Source organism: Microcoleus sp. PH2017_24_DOB_U_A (assembly GCF_020738205.1).
Classification (GTDB): Bacteria; Cyanobacteriota; Cyanobacteriia; order Cyanobacteriales; family Microcoleaceae; genus Microcoleus.
Genome location: NZ_JAEQCT010000033.1, coordinates 125,628 through 147,579, shown reverse-complemented (window position 1 = coordinate 147,579; position 21,952 = coordinate 125,628). Strand labels below are relative to the sequence as shown.

Here is a 21,952-nt window from a genome sequence, read left to right as displayed (position 1 = left end):
TATATTTGCGAATTATGAGGAGGCTGTGGTATGGTTCGATCGCACAAACGTCAAGCTGTCATCGCTTTAGTGGTAGCCCTGGGGATAATCATCGGCAATTTAGTGTTTCCCGGCTTAAATGTAGCGCCAGCATTGGCAGAAGCCAAATTTAAAGATGTTAAAGACCATTGGGCTCAAGCCTGCATAGAAGAATTAGCCGAGAAAAAAATCATCAGCGGCTATTACGAAGACGGCACTTTTCGCCCGAACCGCCCCGTCAGCCGCGCTGAGTTTGCAGCGATGCTGCGGAGGGCTTTTCCTGATGCCAAAACCGTCCGGAATCCGATCGACTTTGCAGATATTCCCACGAATTACTGGGGTTATAAAGCAATTCGAGAAGCATATCAAACGGGTTTTATGTCCGGTTCCAGTGGTAGTATTTTTAACGCGACTTTGAACATTCCCCGCTGGCAGGTTTTGGTCGCCTTAAGCAGCGGCTTGAAATATACGCCTGCTGGTTCAGCGCCTGAGATTTTGAATGCGACTTTTGAAGATGCGCGAGACATTCCCGAATTGGCGAGAAATGCGATCGCCGCCGCCGCCGAAAAACAACTTGTGGTCAACTATCCCGCCGTCAAACAGCTAGAACCGACACGCAATGCTACTCGCGCCGAAGTAGCAACTTTTCTGTGTCAGGCGATCGCCAAACCCGGCAAAACAGCCTTAGTTCCCTCGCAATACATCGCGCAAGTTCCGCCGAATATCGGCCCGCCGAGAACCACAGAAATCTCGGAGTTTGGGAAAGTTAGGGCAGAAGTGTCTTTTGTCAAAGAAGCAGAAAATGCTAAAAATATCCGCATCAAAATTATCCGTGACGGTAAAACGTTACTAGAAGAACCAGTGCTGATTCCCACTCGTTCTCTAGCAGACAATCCCGACAAAAAAGCCAGCGACGAAGTATCCGAAGGGCGTTTGTTATCCGTGCGAATCCGCGATTTGGACGGCGACAAGGAACCGGAAGTGCTGGCAGATTTAGTCTCAATCAAAAGCGGCGTCCGCTGCTGCAATTATTCGTTTATTTACCGCTACGACTCAGCCGCAAAGAAATACACTCACATCAAGCATTTTTGGGGCAATGTGAGTTACGAAATTGTCGATTTTGGCAAAAATGATATCCCGGAGTTCAAGAGTCTGGACGGGCGATTTGCTGAGGCTTTTACCAATTATGCGGATTCTCGCTTACCGCTGCAAATTTGGCAGTACCGGCCAGGTAAAATGGAAGATGTTACGAAGCAGTATCCGGTGGAAGTATACACCAATGGTGCTGAGTTGTGGCTGGAATCTCGGAAGCGATCGAGCGAAGATGCAGAGGTAAAAGGCGTGTTGGCGGCCTTCATGGCGAGCAAGTATGTCGCGGGTCAGGAGGCGGAAGGTTGGCGGTTGTTGGAGAAAGTTTATCAAGGGCGCGATCGCACTCAATTCTTTGGGAAGTTGCGCGAGTTTTTGGTGAACACGGGTTATGCGAGTAAGTAGGTTTGGATTTTTTTAACCGCAGATGAACGCGGACAAGCGCGGATAAGATGTAGGGTGCGCTAGGCGCACCTTAACTGGTTAATTATCTCAATCATGGATGCAAATGACACTCTCATGGTGGCTAATTTTTAGGTACGTAGTTGCGCTTCAGCGCTCTTATATATATAATACAAGAGCGCTGAAGCGCAACTACGTACCTTATATTTAATATGACAGTTGCATCTAGGACTTTATTTATTTTGCTTACCATTCAAAGTCTCTCTGCACATATTCGGCTAATTCTCGATTGTGCGGCTGAAAATATTCGCGCAGTCGCTGACAGACAACATCATTCGCGGGCTGATAATTCCCACCGTTATATTGTTTGTAATCGCTGAGTTGATGATCTGGTAAATCTAAAAAATCAAAGACTTGGCTGAGTGTCGCAGCCGGATTTGCATAAAATTCTTCACTCTGCAATATTAAAAACTGTTCCCTGGGAAAAAGATTCATCCACTGTTTGAGACTGCAAACATAAAGACTCTTATAAATATAATGACAATCTTTCCAATAACTTTTATCTGCTAAACTTGTTTCGCTAGCGTCTGCGAGTAATTGTAACTCGGCATCGATCGCCTTTTCAAACGTCCTGGATTCCGTGCCGCGCCTCACCAGCATTTGATAGTGCGACAAAGCGCGATCGACTGGATTTCGCAAAATCACAATCAGCTTAACTTTTGGCAAACATCCGTGCAATCTTGACGCAGCTAGCGGGTGAGTCAGATAAGTCGGAGTTGCTTCTCCTGTCAAAAAATGATGCGCGTCTATTGGCGGCGGAAAGTGCGCTTGATACCAAGCTAATCCTTTGTTGAAATGTTCCGAGAAAAAACAGATTTCTTTATTGGCAGCGGGTAAAATCTGAGGGTGTGCAGTGATATATTTGTAGAGAGAAGTTGTGCCGCACCTCGGAGAACCGATGATGATGAAATCGGGTTCGCACAATTGGGTTGAATTCCATTCTACTTGGGACAGTTCCGGGCGAGATGCTACAGTTTGCAAGCGGACTGCGGTTTGAAAAAGTGCGATCGACTCCTGGATTTTTCCCTGCTTGCTCAGCGCCACTGCCAAGTTAATGTAGGCTAAGGGAAAATTTGGCAAAATCTCGATAACTTCGCGGTACAGAGCCACCAAACCGTCAATGAGAAGAGAATCTTTGGGGAGAGGCGCGTACATTAACGGGAAGTAAGCGGCGGTAAAGTTTGGTTGCAGGAGAATGGCTTTTTGGTGACAGGCGACGGCTTCGGCAATTTGCCCGTTTTGTTGCAGGGCTTTTCCTAATTCGTGGTAAGCTGACGGTGAATTGGGATTTTGGACGATCGCATTTTCGTAAAGCGCGATCGACTGTTGCAATTTCCCCTCTTCCTTTAGTGAATCTGCCACAGAACTGTCATCAAAGTTCATACTGGAATCCTGTAATAACCGCGCATCATCACCTTAATATCCAAATGCTTCATATCTGCCGTAGAAGCATCGTGAATCATATTTTCAGTCGGTGCAATATAAGCCTCACCCGGTGCAATTCTCAGCTTCACCACCGGATATTCTGGGTAGCGCTGCATAAACTGATAAGTTAACTGTCGCGTCCAAGGTTTCCCAATATCAGCACCAGAACATCCCAGCATTTGAAAAATGTCCATCTCCGTCAAATTCACAAACAAAAAATAACGGCTGTCCCGCCCTAAATTCACACAAATCCGATTAGTAGCCTCCTGCTTTTTATCCAGCGGCAGATTGTCCCAACTATCAGTATGCAAACCGTTGCGACAACCGCGTTTGTTATCAATTGTCGCCGTACTCAATCCCGGCTGTCGGCCTCCCATACCGCTGATAACTGGCGGCGAATCTGACAGACAAAAAGGCTTAAAATAGTCAATTAGTCGATCGAGTATCTGTCCGCATTTTTCCTGAGACTTAAACTCAGCCACCTGTAGGGGAGTGGTTAGCGAAGCGATAGCAGCATCAGCCAACAAAGCCAAAACATCCGCAGGTAAACGCACAATTCCGACACCCGCATAGTGGGGCGGCGGTTCGTCTGTCCAAAGCAGCGCCGACTCTGCGGGCGTCGGTTCCCTCCAAGGTTCTTTGGGCATAAAAGCACCTTCACAATACTGAAGGCGATCGGGCGAAGTGTCAACAGCTAGCTGCGTACCCGAACTCAGCCACACTCGGGGAATTGTGCACTCTTTTGTAGTTTCTAACTCCCGATTTTGACAGCGATAAATTACTATACTTTGACGGAGATTGCACATTATTTAATATTGCTCAATCGCACTTACTAAAAACCTGTTTGCAGCATCGAACTTTAGTCATATATTCCCTATTTGAAGTTCGTAGTAAGGACTTTAGTCCTATCTTCTAAGTTTCAGGTTCGTAGTAAGGACGGGAGCATCTCACTTTTGCAAAAAAGCAATTTCTTTACAGTGCGAGCGTCCCCGCTCGCGATCTATACTCGCGAGCGGGGACGCTCGCACTGTAAAATCAAAACATCAAAACTGAGATGCTCCCGTAAGGACTTTAGTCCTATCTTCTAAGTTTGTAAAGCAAGGACTGAAGTCCTGACTGCGAACTTTTTAAAGTTGGGAAATCTTGCTTAATGAGTGCAATGAGTGCAGTGAGTGCAGTGAGAACACATCGCCCCAACCTCAAACCCTTCAGCATTCGGGAACTGCCAGAGAGTTTGTGTTAAAGTTGTGCGATCGACATTCTGGCGAGGAACCGAAGAAAAAGTCAAGACGCGGGCTTCATCGTCTGTGCTTTCCACCAAAATTTCGCCCTCAGCAACCTTAATTGCATCTCGGTGCAAAATGCTGATCCCGAACATTCCAGTCATTCCCAATTCTGACAGTTTACCCGCAATTTCATTCAGGAATTCCGAGTTATTGACAACTGCTGCTGAGCGTTCAACTGCTGCCAAAACAGCTTCAGTAACGCGGACAAATTCTAAGGGAAACCAAACCCATTCGCCTGATGCTTGATTTTGTTCCACCTTCCACATATAAGGAATAGCATCGCCGTATTCTGCGGTTGGCTTGACATAAGCATTGTTGCCATCAAACTCTTCAACCAACCTCTCGTTATCCGAGAGGTCAAAGTGTTTGTGAAGCAAGCAGATGCCCACCTGTTTTTGCAAGCCGTGACTGCGGATGATAGCACCGAGTTCGGTCATGTTGTCTTGGGCTTGTTCCAGCAGGTCTCTTGCCGTGAAAAAATGCTCTAAACTATCGAAAACATCTGGCTTGTAAGATGTCAGCATACAGGTTTAGGTTCCTTCTAAATATTCACTAAGTAGACGATATTTAACTTTTGCTCAAATGTCAACTAATTGCTCGCTATTCGCAGATTAATCTTTCTTATGCGTGAATATACCGGGATTTTATGAAAAATACCAAAACCTGTTGCTGTTTTAGAGCCTAAGCTAAAATAAATATAAAATATCAGATCTAAAATCACTTAAAATGGTATATTCACCTGCTCCTTGGCACCTGCAAGGTTATGCTGTTCAGACTTTGCAATTGGTAGATGTAGCACGAGTGCGCCCCTTGGTTCCCTCTGAGTTAGAAATTGTCTGTTTATTGCCAGGAAAAACGCTAGGTGGCATTTATATATCCTCCTACGGGCTGGGTTCCGTGATGGAGTACAATGAGTTAATTGTAGTTAGCGCGATCGCCAGTTATGCAGGAAAATGGGGCGCTTGGATTTCGCACATCTACGTAGACAACCCTAACTCAGTAGCTGGCGGGCGCGAAATTTGGGGACTTCCTAAAGAATTAGCTCAGTTTAGTTGGGAAGGCAGCGATTCAGTAAAAGCATCACCGCTAGGCTACCGCGTCACAGTTAGCCAAGGAAATCTGCAACTGTGCAGTCTCAATTACAGCAAACAAAGTTTTGGATTTCCCCTACCTTTGAGCGGAAATATTTTTAGCGCCGATCGCACAAATTTGCTAATGTTTAAAGGAGAGTTCCAGTCTCGCATCGGCTTTATCAAAGGCGAAGTAGAAATCTCTGAAGAGAGTCATTTTGCCAATCTAAATTTAGGTCAGCCATTGCTCGCAGTTGGCTGCGAAGAGATGCATTTAATTGCAGGTGCGCCGAAACTTGTAGGGAACATAGCTGCTGAATTCACTTATTAGCTGGAATCGGTAGGTGGGCAATATAAATATATAGCGGCTATCAGAAAGATGAGGTACGTTGTTGGGCTTTAGCCCTCTTTGTCTGGGAGGTTATGTAAGCTGTCAGTCATACCTCATCTTTCTGAGAACCGCTATATAGCCTTTCTTAAAAAGATGAGGTACGTAGTTGGGCTTGGGCCCTCTTCGTTTAGTGGTTATATAAGCTGTCAGTCATACCTCATCTTTCTGAGAACCGCTATATATCTTTTGCAAAATTCCTTTTAATCAAATTTTGGAACGGGCAAGATGCCCGTTCCACAAAAAGAATTTTTTCTGTGGAACGGGCATCTTGCCCGTTCCTAGCTATTTTTGCAAAAGGTTTAATGCCCACCTTACTTTACTCAAATTAAATGCCAGCGCCCGGAGCGACTTGGGCACCCATTTCTAAAACTGTACCGCGCAGGAAATCAATTTGCTCTTGAAAGTCCATGCCTTGAATCTTTCCTAATAAAGCTTGTCCAGCTTCGGGAAGTTGATAGTTAGGAGGCACGGGAATAATAGTTCCTTCATCCATTACCACCTTCTAAAGTAGGGTTCGTAGTGAGGACTTCAGTCCTTATTAATTTTTGCGGACTAAAGTCCTCACTACCAACTTTCTACAGTAAGGTTTGTAGTGAGGACTTCAGTCCTTATTAATTTTTGCGGACTAAAGTCCTCACTACGAACCTTTTTTTACGTAGGAACCGAGATAATAGGATTTCAAAGAAAATAGGCTGGAACACAGCCAGCCTAGAATCAGGAGAACTTTAATGGAAACTTGTGGAAATTCTAGCTAAACAAACCCGAAATACCGCCGACTGCTATTGCTCCAGCCAATGCCGAAACCACCACAGAAGTTAGAGCCGTACCGAACAACCACCAAGCAGCAGTTGCGGCGGCTTCCCGCGCATCTTCTGCTTGCTGTTTGGTCTTGTTCTTGATCTCTTTAATCCGTTTTTTGGCTTCAGTTTGCAGGCGTTCGGCGCGCAATATAACGCTGTCCCGGGCTCCTTCCATTTGGTCAACAATTCGGTGAGCGTCTGTCTCGGAAATATCGGAACGAGAACTCAGTAGCGCTACTAAAGTACCGCGATCGAATTCACCCAAACGCTGTTTAATCGCGTCAAATCCGGCCTGCGGATCGTCAAATACTTTGCGGAAGTCCCGCTTGATTCCTTCGTAATTGAGCTCCGGGCGATCGAGCGAATTGAGGTAATCCCGGATTTTTGAGAAAATACCGTCAATTGTTGACTGGAACTTGTCTTGTACCATTTGAATTTGTTCGACAAACTCGTTGCGGACAGATTCAATACGATCGGCAATTTGGTTCGCTTCCTCTTCGGAAATGTCTTCCCGCTGGGACAGCAAGGCTACCAAAGTACCGCGGTCAAAGTGCTTCAGCCGATCGCCCAAACTTTGCATCCCCGCTCCGGGTTCGTTAAACAGCAACTGCAAATCTCGCTTGATACCGTCAGGATTGAGCTCTTCCTTGTCCGTATTCCGCAGGTAATTTTCCAAACTTCCTTGGAAATCCTTGACAGTTTTTTGAGCGCGAGATGCCAAGCGGCGGGGCGATTTCACGATGCTGCGAATCGAATCTTGCACGCGATCGATCGTCCGATTTACCTGTTCTTCGCTCAAATCTTCCCGCTGCGAAAGCAACTTGACCAAGGTTTCGCGATCGACCTGAGACAGTCTTTCCCGCAGCGCCAAGGCACCTTCTTTCGGATTTTCAAACAATTTGGTCAAATCCCGATTGATGCCTTCAGGATCGAGTTCTTCCAGGTTAGTATGGCGCAGGTACTCGCCAATTTTGGTAGTAACTTCCTCGTACTGCTGCTTAGCTTTGTCTGCAACTATTTGCGGCGCGTGGATAATGTTGTCGCGCACGGATTCGATTTTGTCGATCGCCCCATTTACCTGTTCTTCGCTGAGATCTTGGCGCTGCGACAGCAGTTGCACCAGAGTATCGCGATCGAATTGAGACAAGCGTTCTCTCAGCGCTTTCAAACCAGCTTGCGGGTCGCTTAACAGCGTTTGAAACTCGCGCTCGATCGCTTCAGGATTGAGTTCTTCCTTATTAGTATTGCGGAGATACTCTTCTACCTTTTGGCGCACTTCTTGCGCTTTCGATTTCGCTTGCTCTTGCAATTCTTGTGCTTTGGAAATTACGCGATCGCGCGAACTTTCGAGCCGCCCGATTAACTGATCCGCTTCCTCGGGGCTAAAATCTTCCCGCTGGCCGAGCAATTGTACCAGAGTATCGCGATCGAAGTGTGACAGGCGATCGCGCAAAGCCTCAAAACCAGCATCGCGATCTTCCAACAGCGCTTGGAAGTCCTTCTCGATACCTTCAGGATTCAATTCTTCCTTGCCAGTCGATCGCAAATAATTCTCAATCCGACTACGCAAATCTTGAGACTGTTCCTCACCAGCAGCACCTTGCACAATTTCCAGAACTTCTTGGCGCACGCTTTCAAGCTGTTCAGAAATTTCCGCAGCCTGTTCCGGACTGAAGCCCTCACGGCGCCTCAGAATGCCTGCAAAATACTCAGGATTTAACATCTCTAACTGGCCCAAAACAGCTCCCGGAGAAGCTTCGGCATCGTAAATAACATCCCTAAATTCCTGCTTGATAGTTTCTCGGTTGAGATGCCAAGGTTGAGCATTCAGCAAGTAATTTTCCACATCAGCCTTCGCTGTATTGAAAGGCAGCGCAGGCACTTTGTCGCCCACCTTAGAAGCCAAAGATTTAGCTTTTTCCTTGCCTTTTTCAGTCAATTGCTGCAACTGACCAGAGATTTTTTCCACATCCAAATCCGACAAATCCGTCCGCGACAAAACAGTGCCGACAAGAGCTTCCACACCCAACAGCATCGCGCGCTTCATGCCGCTGCTGGATTCTGATTTGTTTTCCCGAGTTTCCAGAATTTGAGATAGCTTGGCATTGAGTTCATCAGACTTCAGCAAATCTGGAGCCGCAAACTTGAGAAAATCAACCAACTCTAAATTCGGGTCTTTCTTATCTTGCTGCTTGCCGAAAGTTTGCTTCCAAACACCTTCGAGTTGGTCGGCAACTTGATTGATTTCTTCCTTAGAAAAATCGCTGCGGCTGCTAATTAAATCCACAAAAGTCTGGCGGTTAACATTCTTCAGAACATCGCTTCCCGCCAGAGATTTGATATCAGTATCGCCCAGCAACTTTTCAAATTGACCGCGAATTTCCTTAACATCCAGCTTCGGTAACTGCAAAGAACCGACATAATCTTGGATGGTTTCGCGAATGCTATCCGGGTCTACAGCCGAGCCCAACTCGCGGCGGACAGCAGCCACAGACGCCTCTACAGTGTTTACCATTTGGTCGCTAGCCATCTTGTCGCCGATCGCGGAACCAGCAGTACCCATGACACCTTGAATGCCGGAAAAAGCAGTTTTAATCAAGGAACCAATCATCGAACCGACGGCGCTAGAACCGAGCCATACCAGCGTTAAAAAGTACGCCGACCAAATGACCACACCAATAATTGCCGCTCCATCTACCGAGGCAATTGAAGTTAGTTTGACCGCCAGAAAACAAGCTAAGAATAAAGCTAGGTTAACTGTGACTAAAATCCAACCGCCGACCAAGCCTTCGATCTTGCGAACTTTAGTGCCCAAACTTTCGGACTCATCATCGTCATCGTCGGGTAAAGCCTCATCCCAGTTGGAGATTTTGGCGGCGATCGAGAAATTTGTTAACAGGAATTGGAAGCCAAAAGCCATGATGACTCCGGCGATTAATGCCACAAAAAACTGAGGGCTCAGAAACATCAGCCCTCCGAGATCGGGGTGGTCAAACGGGACATCTATTTCTATTGGCATTTGAGCAATATTGAATTTGGGACTGTACAGCGACATTAATAACTCGCTTTCAAACATAAATTACCTCCTAAAGTTTGATGCCGAATTAGGCATATTGAAATCTGCCCCTAACTTTTAAGTAGGGGATTTGCAACTTTTTAGATGGTGGTTTGTTTCGTCAGGCTTTATCTTACAGAAGCCTTGATTCGTGCAATCCGGATGAGTAGTAAATCAGTTCTCTAGCTATGTCATCCTTACTGCTGATTATGGCTCTTGAAGCTGAAGAATAAATCCCTCTAAAGTCAGAAATGGTTTTTTTTGTGAGTGATAGCAGCAATGTTTGTAGGGGCGAAGCATGACCGCAGTGAATATAAGATTATAACTAATAACTTATATGCGGTCATGCTTCGCCCTCTTCAAAAACCAGATGCACCCGGCAAGTTTGAAGCGGGGGCGATCTATAGTAGTAAGGTACGATGCGGCGCACCCTACATATCGTAGAGTGCGCTCTATAGTTAGGATTCCGTTTGATTTTCCGGGAGAAAACGAGCTAGTAATTCCGGGCGATCGAGCTGCATACTCAGTCGTATGATTTCAAGAGGTTCAAGTTGAATCAAAGGCTCAATTATTGGGGCTAATTCTTCATCGATTTCGCCAAATCTTACTTGTAATATACTCTCAAGAGTCTCGCGTTTACTTTGCTGAATACCTTGCTGAATACCTTGCTGAATACCTTGCTGAGTTGCTTCTTCAAGCCGTTTTAAATAGAGCGGTGACAGTTCCATAATTAACTCCCGATCTTCTCGATCTATGTCTTGGCGGACTTCTCATATCGTTCGCAAGTTGTACAACAATTCTAACGCGTTCAACCGAAACAAATTATCAGACGGTAATTCTCTCAATTCGGTAATAGCTTGCTTTTGCACGTTTCCCTTCCCCAAAACCCTAAGCCACAGCGTTTCGGGAGTGCGGGGGAGTTGGTGAATAGCAATGATTGCTGCTTTCAGAGACACATTCAAAAAATAAACTCCACTTACCCAATTTTCAGGTTCAGAAGTCGCCCCAAATCCAGCTAGCATCGCATCGGAAACAGTCGGCGACAGTATCCAGAGTTGGGGCAAATCAGCCTCTGCAATCTGGGTATTATCTCTAGTGGCGACTCGTTCATATTCAGCATGGACATCAAAGAGTTTACCCAGACAACTGCGAATTTCTCCGGTTTGCACAGGACTGCGGAATGGTTCAATTACAGCGGGTTTTGCTGCAATTTGACCCAGAATGCCGAGGGCTGTGGGTTCTACATCAGGTTCCGCTTTTGGGGCAAAGAAAACGTCAATCTGCCTCACTTCTCCAGCAATGTCATGGCTGGTTGCGACATTACCGAGAGGGGTTAATAGTTCTTTGAGATATTGTTTTGCGAATTGATCGTGAATGAATCTGGTTATGAGAATTATCAGCTATAAACTGTTTAAAAACCTCACGGGCAACTATCAACTAAGAGAGGGTTCTCACGGGGGCACTGCCCCTACCTGTCAACGGGAGCATCTGTGTTTTGCATTTATAGTGCGAGCGTCCCCGCTCGCGTATTGTACAGTACGCGAGCGGGGACGCTCGCACTATGAATAATAAAAAAATGCTTTTTACAAAACTGAGATGCTCCCCCTGTCAACTATCAACTGTCAACCGTCAACTGTCAACTGTCAACTATCAACCGTCAACTGTTTGCAGCATTTCCCCTCACAGTTGCGCCGGCTGCGAATACAGCCGTACTCCTCAAAACGTTCGCTGTGTTTGCGAACAGTAGGATAGGCTACCAGATGTAAAGGAATTCCGATTAATTTGTACAGCAATCGACCAGCAGCATGAAGAATATCCCAAATTTCGCTTAAGTTAGGTTCTCGCACAAATTCTCCAATTTCATCTTGTAATGCAATCCACTGAGATAGGAGAGTAGGATGGTGACAATTATCAAATGCTGCCATACCTTTTTGATAATTTTTCCAAAGTTTATTCATAGATTTCATCAAATCAGGCTGAGTTCTGATAATATCAGAAGTTAATCTGAGATGACAATTATCCGGTATTTTAAGGAAATCAGCCAATGCGACTCTCTCAAATGCTTTTCGTCACCCTGCGGGAAGACCCCGCAGAAGCAGAAATCCCCAGCCACAAACTATTACTCCGTGCTGGATACATCCGACGCATCGGTAGCGGTATTTACGCTTATCTCCCTTTGATGTGGCGAGTTCTTAAAAAAGTATCCCAAATTGTGCGCGAAGAAATGGACGCTACCGGCGCTCAAGAATGTCTCCTCCCGCAACTGCAACCGGCCGATTTGTGGCGGGAATCCGGCCGCTGGGATACCTACACTCAAGCTGAAGGTATTATGTTTGCTATGAAGGATAGGCAGCAGCGAGAAGTGGGACTGGGCCCGACTCACGAAGAGGTAATTACTACAATTGCTAAGGATATGATTCGTTCTTATCGGCAATTACCCGTACATCTCTATCAAATTCAAACTAAGTTTCGTGATGAAATTCGCCCGCGTTTTGGGTTGATGCGTGGCCGCGAATTTATTATGAAAGATGGCTATTCTTTTCACACGAGTGAAGAAAGTTTGAAGAAAACTTATCAGGATATGGCTCAAGCTTACAGCAATATGCTGCGCCGATCGGGCTTGGAATTCCGAGCGGTAGATGCTGATTCTGGTGCGATTGGCGGCTCTGGTTCTCAAGAGTTTATGGTGCTGGCAGAAGCGGGTGAGGATGAAGTTCTATATACTGAAGATGGTCAGTATGCTGCTAATGTGGAGAAGGCTGTGTCGATGCCTGCTGATGCCCAAGCTTCGCCTTTTGCAAGTTTTGAAAAGCGGGAAACGCCGGGAACTGAAACAATTGCTAAACTTTGCAAGTTTTTGAAGTGTTCTCCGACGCAAGTTGTCAAAAATGTGCTTTATCAGGCTGTTTATGATAATGGCATGACTGTCTTGGTGTTGGTAAGCATTCGCGGTGACCAAGATGTGAATCAGGTAAAGTTGCTGAATGAATTGACAAAGTTAGCGGGAAATTATCAAGCTAAAACAATCCTATTTTTGACTGTTCCTGATGCGGAAGCTCAGCGGAAATGGGCGGCTAAATCTTTGCCTCTGGGTTATATGGCTCCGGATGTTGCTGATGATTATATCGCTGGAAGTAAGGAGGTAAATTCTAAGTTTTTGCGTTTGGTCGATCGCACTGCCGTCGATCTAACAAACTTTGTCACTGGTTCTAACGAGTCAGGATACCACGTGGTCGGCGCCAATTGGGGTAAAGAATTTCCTCTGCCAGCAACGGTTGTGGGCGTCAGAACTGCTAAAAAGGGCGATCGGGCGGTGCACAATCCCGAACAAACTTTGCAAACCGCCAGAGGCATCGAAGTCGGCCACATCTTCCAATTAGGCACCAAATACTCGCAAGCCATGGGCGCCACCTACACCAGCGAACAAGGCGAAGAAATGCCCTTTATCATGGGCTGCTACGGCGTCGGCGTGTCGCGGCTGGCTCAATCTGCGGTAGAACAATCCTACGATAAAGACGGAATAATCTGGCCAGTGGCGATCGCGCCGTATCACGCCATCATTAGCATCCCCAATATTTCCGACGCCCAACAAGTAGAAGTCGCCGAAAAACTCTACAATGAACTCAACCAATCCGGAATTGAAACCTTACTAGATGACCGCGACGAACGAGCAGGAGTTAAATTCAAAGATGCAGATTTAATCGGCATTCCCTATCGCATTGTTCCGGGTCGTTCGGTGAAATTAGGGAAAGTTGAAGTTGTGGAAAGAGCAACTCACAAAGCCCATGAAATTCTGATTGAGGAAGTCAATTCTACTTTAAAACAGTGGATTGATGCTGCCATCAAATAAGTTTTTGTAACGGTAATACCAATTTAATGTGAAGTTGCATATATCTCGATCCCCTAAATTCCCCTGGTGGGAGGGGGGACTTTGACCGGAATCTTGTCCCCCCCTTAATTAAGGGGGGTTAGGGGGGATCGGATTCGGGAGTAGCCTCACAAAAAATTGGTATAAGGTGCTTGCTGCACCTACATTGAGGCTAGCAAGGTGCGCGCAGCGCACCCTACATAAACTTATATAAAACTTAAAACTCGACATGAATCTGAACCTAAATCAGTTTCTTCGATTCCCTCAATCCCGAATAGGGCGCTACTTAGCCCAAGTAACTCTCGTGGCGATCGCTTACGCCGTGGGGGCGAGGCTAGCATTTGCAATTCAAGGTGTCAATCCCTTTGCTTCCTCGGTGTGGCCGCCCGCAGGAATTGCACAAGCCGGACTTTTATTGTTTGGCCCAAAAGCCTGGCCTGCGATTGTTTTGGGTATATTTTTCCTCAATTTAGTTAACCCAAGCGAACAGATATTTGCAATTTGGGTGGGAGGCAACGTAGGAGCAGTTTTGCAAGCTGTTTTTGCAGCCACTGTGCTGCGCTGGCTGGGGTTTCGTCCGTCTCTAGAACGTTTGAAAGATGTAGTTAATTTAATTTTATTGGGCGGTTTAGTTTCTACTCAGATTAGTTGCACTATTGGCGCGTTTTCCATATATTTAGCTGGCAAAGTAGATTGGGCAGAATACTGGTCGCTCCGGTGGAATTGGTGGCTGGGAGATGCAATGGGAGTTTTAATTTTAACTCCTTTGATTTTAATATTTTTGCGTCCTAAGGCAACCGCCGATCGCTTAAAAAGACAAACCGAACTCCCTAAAAATTATTTAATTTGGCGGGGAGTATGGTTAATATTATTAATTGGGGTAAGCTGGCTTGTCTTTGAGTCAAAAAATGAAGCTTCTATTTCTCGCTATCCCCTGGAATATTTGCCGTTTCCTTTGATAATTTGGGCGTCGCTCCAATTCGGTCAGCGGGCCGCTGTCTTAGGATCGTTTCTTGTGTCAAGTATCGCAATTTTTGGCAGTTCTCACGGATCTGGGCCATTTATAGCTAAAGCCGAAAATATTAGTCAGGCTATCTTATTTTTACAAGCTTTTATGGCGGTAGTTACGATTACTTCGTTGTTATTAGCCGCGACGGTAGCCGAACGCGCGGAGGCAGAAAAATCTCTGCGAGTAAGCGAAATTAAATATCGAGAATTGGTGGAAAATGCTAACAGTATTATTGTCAAACTATCTCCCGACGGCACGATTACTTTTTTTAATGAGTTTGCAGAAATATTCTTTGGCTACAATCAGGAAGAAATCCTGGGGAAAAGTGCTGTGGGAACAATCATTCCCATGAGCGACATCGAAGGGAATAACTTAGAGTTGGTTTACAATCAGATTTTACAAAATCCCGATCGCTTTACTAGCTATGAAAATGAAAATATTCGGCGTAACGGATCTCGCGTTTGGGTGTCTTGGGCAAATAAGCCGCTGGTTGATGCAGCAGGAGAACTTTTGGGCATCCTCTGCATCGGGACAGATATCACCGATCGCCGAAAAGCTGAAATAGAGCTGCTTCATCTGAACGAAAAGCTGGAAATCCGAGTTGCAGAGCGGACAAATGCCCTGAAACAAAGCGAACTTCAGCTACAGAAACAGAAATCGGCATTAATTGATTTAGCCAAAAATAAAGCGCTGAATCAAGGCGACTTAACCAAAGCGCTTCAAGAAATCACTGAAACTGCTAGCCGTACTCTGGAAGTTGCGCGATCGAGTATCTGGTTGTACGATCGCCCTAAATCCAAGATGGAGTGCCTGGATTTGTTCGATCGCGCCCTCAACCAGCACTCAGAGGGTATGGAATTAGCAGAAGCAGACTATCCTGTCTATTTTCAAGCACTCCGAGAAGAGCGCGCAATTGCTGCCTTTGACGCCCAAAAAGATTTTAGAACTAGAGAATTTGTGGAAGCTTACCTAATTCCGTTAGGCATCACTTCCATGCTAGATACGCCGATTCAGATAGGCGGAGAAACAGCAGGAGTCCTCTGTTTGGAACACGTAGGAATGCCGCGTTATTGGACTATCGAAGAACAAAGTTTCGCTGTTTCTCTAACAGACTCTGTAACTTTTGCAGTGGAAGCGCGAGAACGCCAGCGCGCTGAAGCAGCCCTGCGACAAGCTGAGGCAAAATACCGCAGCATATTTGAAAATGCGATCGTCGGCATCTTTCAAACTACTCCAGATGGAGAATATCTTAGCGTTAACCCAGCTTTAATTCGCATTTATGGTTACAGTTCCTGTGAGGAAATGCTGGAAAAGTTAACTGATATCAACCGCCAGCTATATGTAGACCCGGAACGCCGCGCCGAAGTCATCCACTTAATGCGAACAAACGGCAAAGTATCGGATTTTGAATCTCAAGTTTACCGCCAAGATGGCAGTATAATTTGGATTTCCGAAAATGCTTATACTGTCTGCGACATACATGGAAATTTGCTTTATTACGAAGGTACTGTCGAAGATATCACAACTCGCAAAGAAGCTGAAGCAGCTTTGCGCTTAGAACAAGAAAAATCTGACCGTCTCCTCCTCAACGTTTTGCCGCAAGCGATCGCCGAAAGACTCAAACAAGACCAAAGCATCATCGCCGATACTTTTGCCGAAGTCACAGTATTGTTTGCAGATATAGTCGGTTTTACTCAAATTAGCTCCCAAATTTCTCCGCCGGAATTAGTTTCCTTGCTTAACGAGATTTTTTCGACATTCGATCGCCTAGCCCAAAAGCACGGATTGGAAAAAATCAAAACCATTGGTGACGCTTATATGGTAGTTGGAGGGCTGCCGATGCCCCGCAGCGATCACGCAGAGGCGATCGCCCAAATGGCCCTGGATATGCAGCAGGCAATTATTGACTTCAGCAATACCAACAATCAAGATTTCAGCATCAGAATCGGCATCAACAGCGGCCCGGTTGTCGCCGGAGTCATCGGCATCAAAAAATTTATCTACGATTTGTGGGGAGACACAGTTAACACCGCTTCCCGTATGGAATCTCACGGCTTACCCGGTCAAATTCAAGTTACATCTGCAACTTACGAGCGATTGCAGGACAAGTATTTATTAGAAAGTCGCGGCACCATTGAAGTCAAAGGCAAAGGCGAGATGAACACTTATTTTCTCACAGGAATCAAGTTATAAAATAAGGAAAATGAAAGAGGCAAAAAGGAAGAAGTAATAGTAGTTGTAGGGTGTGTCGCTAGTGAAAAAACCTCAATTTAAATCAATTTTTTGAGTAGCAACGCACCTGTGCTTAGCCCGTACAAACAAAGCCAACAATTCTATTTAAATAATTAAAAATTCCCTAATAGTTTTGACGGTTGGTATAGTTAGTTAAAAATATAAAAGTCACTATGAACCAAAACAAAAATCAATTTATGCGATTTATTCAATCTATAAATTGGCAATATTTAGGAAAAATAGCTGTCATTGCCTTTGCTTACGCTTTAGGAGCTAAAATAGCATCTTCAATCCCCGGCGTGAATAAATTAGCTACCTGCGTCTGGCCGCCCGCAGGAATTGCCCAAGCAGCAGTTTTATTATTTGGTCGGCGCCTTTGGCCGGGAATAGCTTTAGGCGTATTTTTTTACGAGACTCTCAACCTCAAAATATCCTTAATAAATGCAACAATTAGTGCTTTTTGCGGTTGTTTGCAAGCTTTATGTGCATTTACTTTGCTGCAACAGTTCAAGTTTCGCCCCTCACTGGATCGACTAATTGATGTAGTCAGTTTAATCTTTTGCGGTGCTGTAGTTGCCACTCAAATCAACTGCACTCTCGGCACGCTGCGGCTGTGTTTGACTGGTCTTATTGACTGGAGCGAATATTGGGAAATTCGGTGGAATTGGTATCTTGGAGACACCTTAGGAGTTTTGATTTTTACTCCTATGCTGCTAATCTTTTACCAAAAAATAGCGACACGCCATCAACAAAAAATTAAGATTAAAACACTTGTAAATATAATTTTATGCGCCATATGTTTGCTACTATTAATAATAGTCAGTTGGCTAGTATACACATCAAAAACTGATAGCAATCTATCCGGCTATCCCCTAGAATACTTGCCATTTCCGTTGGTGATTTGGGCAACCATTCAATTCGGTCAGCGCGGAGCTGTTTTAGCATATTTTATTGTATCCAGTATTGCCATTTGGGGAGGCTCTCAGGGATCTGGCCCGTTTATTACCAAAGCCATAAATATTAATCAAGCAATCTTATTTTTGCAGGCTTTCATGAGCGTAATTGTAATTACTTCGCTGCTGTTAGCTGCCACAGTAGCAGAACGCGCATCAGCAGAGGATTTGCTGCGGCAAAGCGAAGTTAAGTATCGGGAATTGGTCGAAAATGCTAACAGCATTATTTTAAAACTAGATACAGAAGGTAATATTACTTTTTTTAACGAGTTTGCACAGAATTTTTTTGGTTACAGAGAAGAAGAAATACTGGGAAAACACGCAGTTGGCACAATTCTACCCCAGACAGATACAGGGGGAAACGACCTGGCCGTGTTATTGAGCAATATTTTAAATAACCCGGAACAGTATACAACAAATGAAAATGAAAGTATGCGGCGCAGTGGATCTCGCGTTTGCGTATCCTGGGCAAATAAACCGCTGTTTGATGCGGCCGGAAAGTTCGCGGGGCTGCTGGCAATCGGTACGGATGTCACAGACCGCAGGCGGGCTGAAATTGCGCTTTGCAAGCTGAATGAAGAGTTAGAATCTAGAGTTGAAGAACGAACTAATGCTCTCAATGAAACTTTAAATGCACTGCGAGTTCAACAAGCACAGTCAGAACGGTTGTTGTTGAATATTTTGCCTGAAGAAATAGCAAATCGGTTGAAGCGGGGAGATAGCACGATCGCAGATACTTTTGCTGATGTTACTGTATTATTTGCGGACATCGTAGGTTTTACTCAATTGAGTGCGCGAGTTTCTCCAACAGAATTAGTTGCGTTGCTGAATGATATTTTTTCGACTTTTGACAACTTAGCAGAAAGGCACGGTTTGGAAAAAATTAAGACGATTGGCGATGCTTACATGGTAGTGGGAGGGCTGCCAATTACTCGCCCAGATCACGCAGAGGCGATCGCAGAAATGGCCCTGGATATGCAGCAGGCAATTATTGAATTCAGCAATACCCACAATCAAGATTTTAGTATCAGAATCGGGATCAATACCGGCCCGGTTGTCGCTGGAGTCATCGGTATTAAAAAATTTATTTACGATTTGTGGGGAGACACCGTTAACACAGCTTCCCGCATGGAATCTCACGGTTCGCCTGGGTGCATTCAGGTGACAGTGGCAACTTATCAGCAATTGCGAGAAAAGTATTTTTTTGAAAGCCGCGGTGCGATCGAAGTTAAAGGTAAGGGGAGGATGACTACTTATTTACTGAAATGCCGAAAATTCCTCTAATCCAGGTTTTTCTCTAAAAGTTAAAATTTCCTGGACGCATCAATGCCCAAGAAACCGGGTTTTTTATCTAAATTTAAGGTTATGATGCAGTGTTTATCTAAAAAAACCCGGTTTCTGCCTCAACTTTTTCAGTATATAAAAGTAAGGGCGATCGCACTTTTAATGTATACGATCGCCCTTTGCTCAACTAACAAGATTATTTAAAGCTTGTAAAGATTAATTCCAGCTTCCTTAGCCATAATTTCCAAACCCTTGTGCTCCAAGGTTTTAATCGCCTTCGTAGAAAGGTGTAACTTGACCCAACGCTTCTCCTGCGGCCACCAAATCCGCTTCCACTGCAAATTAGCGCCTTGCAACTTGTGAGTGCGGTGGTGCGAGTGAGAAACCGCAAAACCGTTGTTCGCCTTCTTGCCCGTTAGCTGACATTTCCGTGACATATTGCCCTCCAGACTACTTTTTTTTGATGCAGCCTTTTATTATATATCAACTGCGTAGAACCCCCCTAGCCCCCCTTGTTAAGGGGGGGACAAGAAAACCTCCGATCGCTCTCTCAGCAAGGGAAATCAACTTTTGCTTCCGCAGTTGGCTTGCGCTTGGGCTAAGGTATGTTGTTGGGCTTTAGCCCTCTTTCCTAATCTTATAAAGAGGGCTGAAGCCCAACAACGTACCTAGTTTGTATAAAACCACTCCCCCTTAGCAAGGGAGGGGGGTTAATTACATTGCACGTTCAGTCAATTTTGTCAAGACGTGGTTCGATCGCTCGACAAACTCCTGCATCCCTTCAGCATCGAAACCCTTCTGGGCCATCAAAGCCAAGTCATAAACGTGGTGACAAATCATGCTGGCCAACTGCGCCGAGGGAGACTCGCCGCCGCCTTGAATAATCGCACCCTGACTCAAATTAGCCAGATTTTGAATCAGCGGGTGAGACGTATTCACCAGCAAAACGTGTTCATCGGGGAATTGCGCTGCTTGCTGCTGCAAAAGCGCCGTCATATCGCGCATCCGGCGCAAAGCTTCTGGTAACAGGACGATCGCAGGTGGCGCCGCCTCAGCAGAGTCAGACTTCAAAGCTTCTGTGCGGATGTTTACTTTTGGCTTGTTGAGAGCATTTTGGAACAGTTCTTTAACTTGTTCGCTGCGAGTTTTATTAGTCGCCGGATCGACAATTTCGGCTTCTTTTTCTTTGTCAATTAGTGTGTCGTCGATGTCGGAATCCACCCGCGAGAATTTAACATCTGAGTATTCGCGTTCCAAGAAACTGATAAAGTGCGTGTCAATGAAAGAATCCATAAACAGCACTTCTAAACCTTGGCTTTTGTGCAGGGCGACGTAAGTTGCTTGTGACGCAGGTTCTGTGCAGTAAAATACGCGGTTTTCGTGGCGTTTTTGATTGCGTTCCAAATACTCTTTCAGCGTCGTGTAAGGTTGCGTCGAAGTAGAACTGTCCGATTTTGGAGTAACATCTTGCCACAAATCTCCGTCCTCAGTTTGCACCTGCACTTCTGGCGTTGCAATTTCTGGTTTTTCTGCTGTTGGTTCGTAGGTGCTGCGGTAGATTAAGATATCTTCGACTTGTTTTTTGAACTTATCATCGTTGAGAGATCCAAACTTGACAAAAGTGCCGATATCTTGCCAGCAACGGATGTATTCATCGCGGTCGTCGCGGTAAAGTTCTTTTAGGCGATCGCCCACTTTCTTCGCAATATAATCAGCGATTCTTCTGACTGTGCGATTGCTTTGCAAAGAACTGCGAGAAACGTTCAGCGGAATATCGGTACTGTCAATGACTCCCCGCAGCGGCATCAAGAATTTTGGAATAATTTCTTCGCAGTGATCGCTGACAAAAACTTGGTTGCAAAATAGCTTGATATTACCTTGGGTAACATCGACATCCGGCCGCAATTTGGGAAAGAAAAGAATGCCGTTGACAATGAAAGGATAATCTGTGTTCAGGTGTACCCAAAGTAGCGGCTCGTCTTGAAACGGATAAAGATAGCGGTACAATTCTAAGTAATCTTCTTTCTGCAAATTGCTGGCTGCTTCCCGCCAAATTGCCTTATGCTTGTTGAGTTCCTCTCCCTCAAATTTGATCGGAACTGGCATGAAATCGCAGTAAGTTTTGATTAGCTGCTTAATGCGAGTGGCTTCTACATATTCTAGTTCTTCGTCTTGGAGAGTGAGAGTAATCGTAGTGCCGCGTTCGGTGCGGGCGGATTCTGATAGTTCAAAAGCGGGTGAACCATCGCAATACCAATGTACTGCTTGTGCGCCTTCTTGGTAAGAAAGGGTGTCTATGTCTACTTTCTGAGCGACCATGAAAGAAGAGTAGAAACCGAGTCCAAAGTGGCCGATAATTGCGTCGTCGCCACTGCCTTGATATTTTTGAATAAATTCTTCGGCGCTGGAGAAGGCGACTTGATTGATGTATTTTTTTACTTCGTCGGCTGTCATCCCGATGCCGTTGTCGGTAATTGAGAGTGTTTTGTTTTCTTTGTCGATCGCAATATTGATTTGTGGTTCGCCAATGTCGCCGCTGTATTCGCCGGAACGGGAAACCATTTTGAGTTTGGCTATGGCATCGACGGCGTTAGAAATTAGTTCCCGCAAGAAGACTTCGTGGTCGGTGTATAGCGATTTCTTGATAATCGGGAAAATATTCTCGGTATGGATTGAGATTGTTCCCTGTTCTAAAACTGTCATAGATTTTCTCTCTGCTGACTGATGATTAATCACTATTTATTGATTTTGGGCGATCGCGCTACATATTGCCGAAGGGATTACCACAAAAAGATGATTCGGTTTTCCTCACATCTTGCACAATTCTCAATAAGCCTTTCACGGGCGGGCAGGATGCCCAACCCCTACTCCCCACAACAAGATTTAGTTTTTGTGGAACAGGCATCTTGCCTGTTCTTGAAAATGGTGCAAACTATCATCGGCGGGCAGGATGCCCACCCCACAACAAGATTTAGTCTTTGTGGAACAGGCATCTTGCCTGTTCTTGAAA

13 protein-coding genes and 1 pseudogene are annotated in these 21,952 nt (G+C 45.3%); 5 read left to right on the top strand and 9 right to left on the bottom strand.

The genetic code is table 11. The annotated features are described in order from the left end of the window. Positions 1 to 30: 30 nt before the first annotated feature. Positions 31 to 1,512 (top strand): S-layer homology domain-containing protein, encoded by a 1,482-nt coding sequence (locus JGK07_RS09860; protein WP_293224666.1) that lies wholly within the window; start codon positions 31 to 33, stop codon positions 1,510 to 1,512. A gap of 243 nt (positions 1,513 to 1,755) precedes the next feature. Here JGK07_RS09860 and JGK07_RS09855 read toward each other — a convergent pair whose 3' ends face one another. The 3 genes from JGK07_RS09855 to JGK07_RS09845 all read right to left on the bottom strand — a co-directional run bounded on the left by JGK07_RS09855 (position 1,756) and on the right by JGK07_RS09845 (position 4,804). After that, a complete protein-coding gene (locus tag JGK07_RS09855) occupies positions 1,756 to 2,952 on the bottom strand; it encodes a sulfotransferase (RefSeq protein ID WP_293224668.1) in 1,197 nt (398 codons plus the stop codon). Beyond that, a complete protein-coding gene (locus JGK07_RS09850; RefSeq protein WP_293224670.1) occupies positions 2,949 to 3,800 on the bottom strand; it encodes a hypothetical protein in 852 nt (283 codons plus the stop codon). Before JGK07_RS09850 ends, JGK07_RS09855 begins: the two co-directional genes overlap by 4 nt. A 341-nt stretch (positions 3,801 to 4,141) precedes the next feature. Continuing rightward, on the bottom strand, positions 4,142 to 4,804 hold the full coding sequence (locus JGK07_RS09845; RefSeq protein ID WP_293181130.1) for a glycerol-3-phosphate ABC transporter substrate-binding protein: 663 nt from the start codon (positions 4,802 to 4,804) through the stop codon (positions 4,142 to 4,144). Between the two features lie 202 nt (positions 4,805 to 5,006). Here JGK07_RS09845 and JGK07_RS09840 point away from each other — a divergent pair, with 202 nt between their 5' ends. After that, the gene (locus tag JGK07_RS09840; protein ID WP_293181127.1) at positions 5,007 to 5,681 is read left to right on the top strand and encodes an acetoacetate decarboxylase family protein; all 675 of its coding nucleotides are present in this window, start codon (positions 5,007 to 5,009) and stop codon (positions 5,679 to 5,681) included. A 385-nt stretch (positions 5,682 to 6,066) separates the two neighbouring features. On the opposite strand, the gene JGK07_RS09835 is transcribed toward JGK07_RS09840, so the two are convergent. The 4 genes and pseudogenes from JGK07_RS09835 to JGK07_RS09820 form a co-directional block, all read right to left on the bottom strand. After that, positions 6,067 to 6,234 carry an orange carotenoid protein N-terminal domain-containing protein gene (locus tag JGK07_RS09835; protein ID WP_293181124.1) on the bottom strand — a complete coding sequence of 56 codons (168 nt, stop codon included), beginning with the start codon at positions 6,232 to 6,234 and terminating at the stop codon, positions 6,067 to 6,069. A gap of 254 nt (positions 6,235 to 6,488) precedes the next feature. Beyond that, a complete protein-coding gene (locus JGK07_RS09830; protein WP_293181121.1) occupies positions 6,489 to 9,617 on the bottom strand; it encodes an MFS transporter in 3,129 nt (1,042 codons plus the stop codon). 437 nt (positions 9,618 to 10,054) lie between these two features. Beyond that, positions 10,055 to 10,984: pseudogene (locus tag JGK07_RS09825) on the bottom strand (hypothetical protein). A 255-nt stretch (positions 10,985 to 11,239) separates the two neighbouring features. After that, entirely contained in the window at positions 11,240 to 11,554 is a 315-nt protein-coding gene (locus JGK07_RS09820; protein ID WP_293181117.1) for a hypothetical protein, read from the bottom strand. Positions 11,555 to 11,640: 86 nt separating this feature from the next. Here JGK07_RS09820 and proS point away from each other — a divergent pair, with 86 nt between their 5' ends. The 3 genes from proS (at position 11,641) to JGK07_RS09805 (ending at position 18,942) form a co-directional block, all read left to right on the top strand. After that, positions 11,641 to 13,446: a proline--tRNA ligase gene (gene proS / locus JGK07_RS09815; protein WP_293241703.1), complete on the top strand. Its 1,806-nt coding sequence runs from the start codon at positions 11,641 to 11,643 to the stop codon at positions 13,444 to 13,446. A gap of 247 nt (positions 13,447 to 13,693) precedes the next feature. Further along, positions 13,694 to 16,666 carry an adenylate/guanylate cyclase domain-containing protein gene (locus tag JGK07_RS09810; protein ID WP_293181110.1) on the top strand — a complete coding sequence of 991 codons (2,973 nt, stop codon included), beginning with the start codon at positions 13,694 to 13,696 and terminating at the stop codon, positions 16,664 to 16,666. Positions 16,667 to 16,878: 212 nt separating this feature from the next. Next, positions 16,879 to 18,942 carry an adenylate/guanylate cyclase domain-containing protein gene (locus tag JGK07_RS09805; protein WP_293181107.1) on the top strand — a complete coding sequence of 688 codons (2,064 nt, stop codon included), beginning with the start codon at positions 16,879 to 16,881 and terminating at the stop codon, positions 18,940 to 18,942. A gap of 200 nt (positions 18,943 to 19,142) precedes the next feature. On the opposite strand, the gene rpmB is transcribed toward JGK07_RS09805, so the two are convergent. Together rpmB and htpG are read right to left on the bottom strand one after the other, a co-directional pair. Beyond that, positions 19,143 to 19,379 carry a 50S ribosomal protein L28 gene (gene rpmB / locus JGK07_RS09800; RefSeq protein WP_293150949.1) on the bottom strand — a complete coding sequence of 79 codons (237 nt, stop codon included), beginning with the start codon at positions 19,377 to 19,379 and terminating at the stop codon, positions 19,143 to 19,145. 277 nt (positions 19,380 to 19,656) lie between these two features. Beyond that, a complete protein-coding gene (htpG, locus tag JGK07_RS09795; RefSeq protein ID WP_293181104.1) occupies positions 19,657 to 21,645 on the bottom strand; it encodes a molecular chaperone HtpG in 1,989 nt (662 codons plus the stop codon). Positions 21,646 to 21,952: the final 307 nt, after the last annotated feature.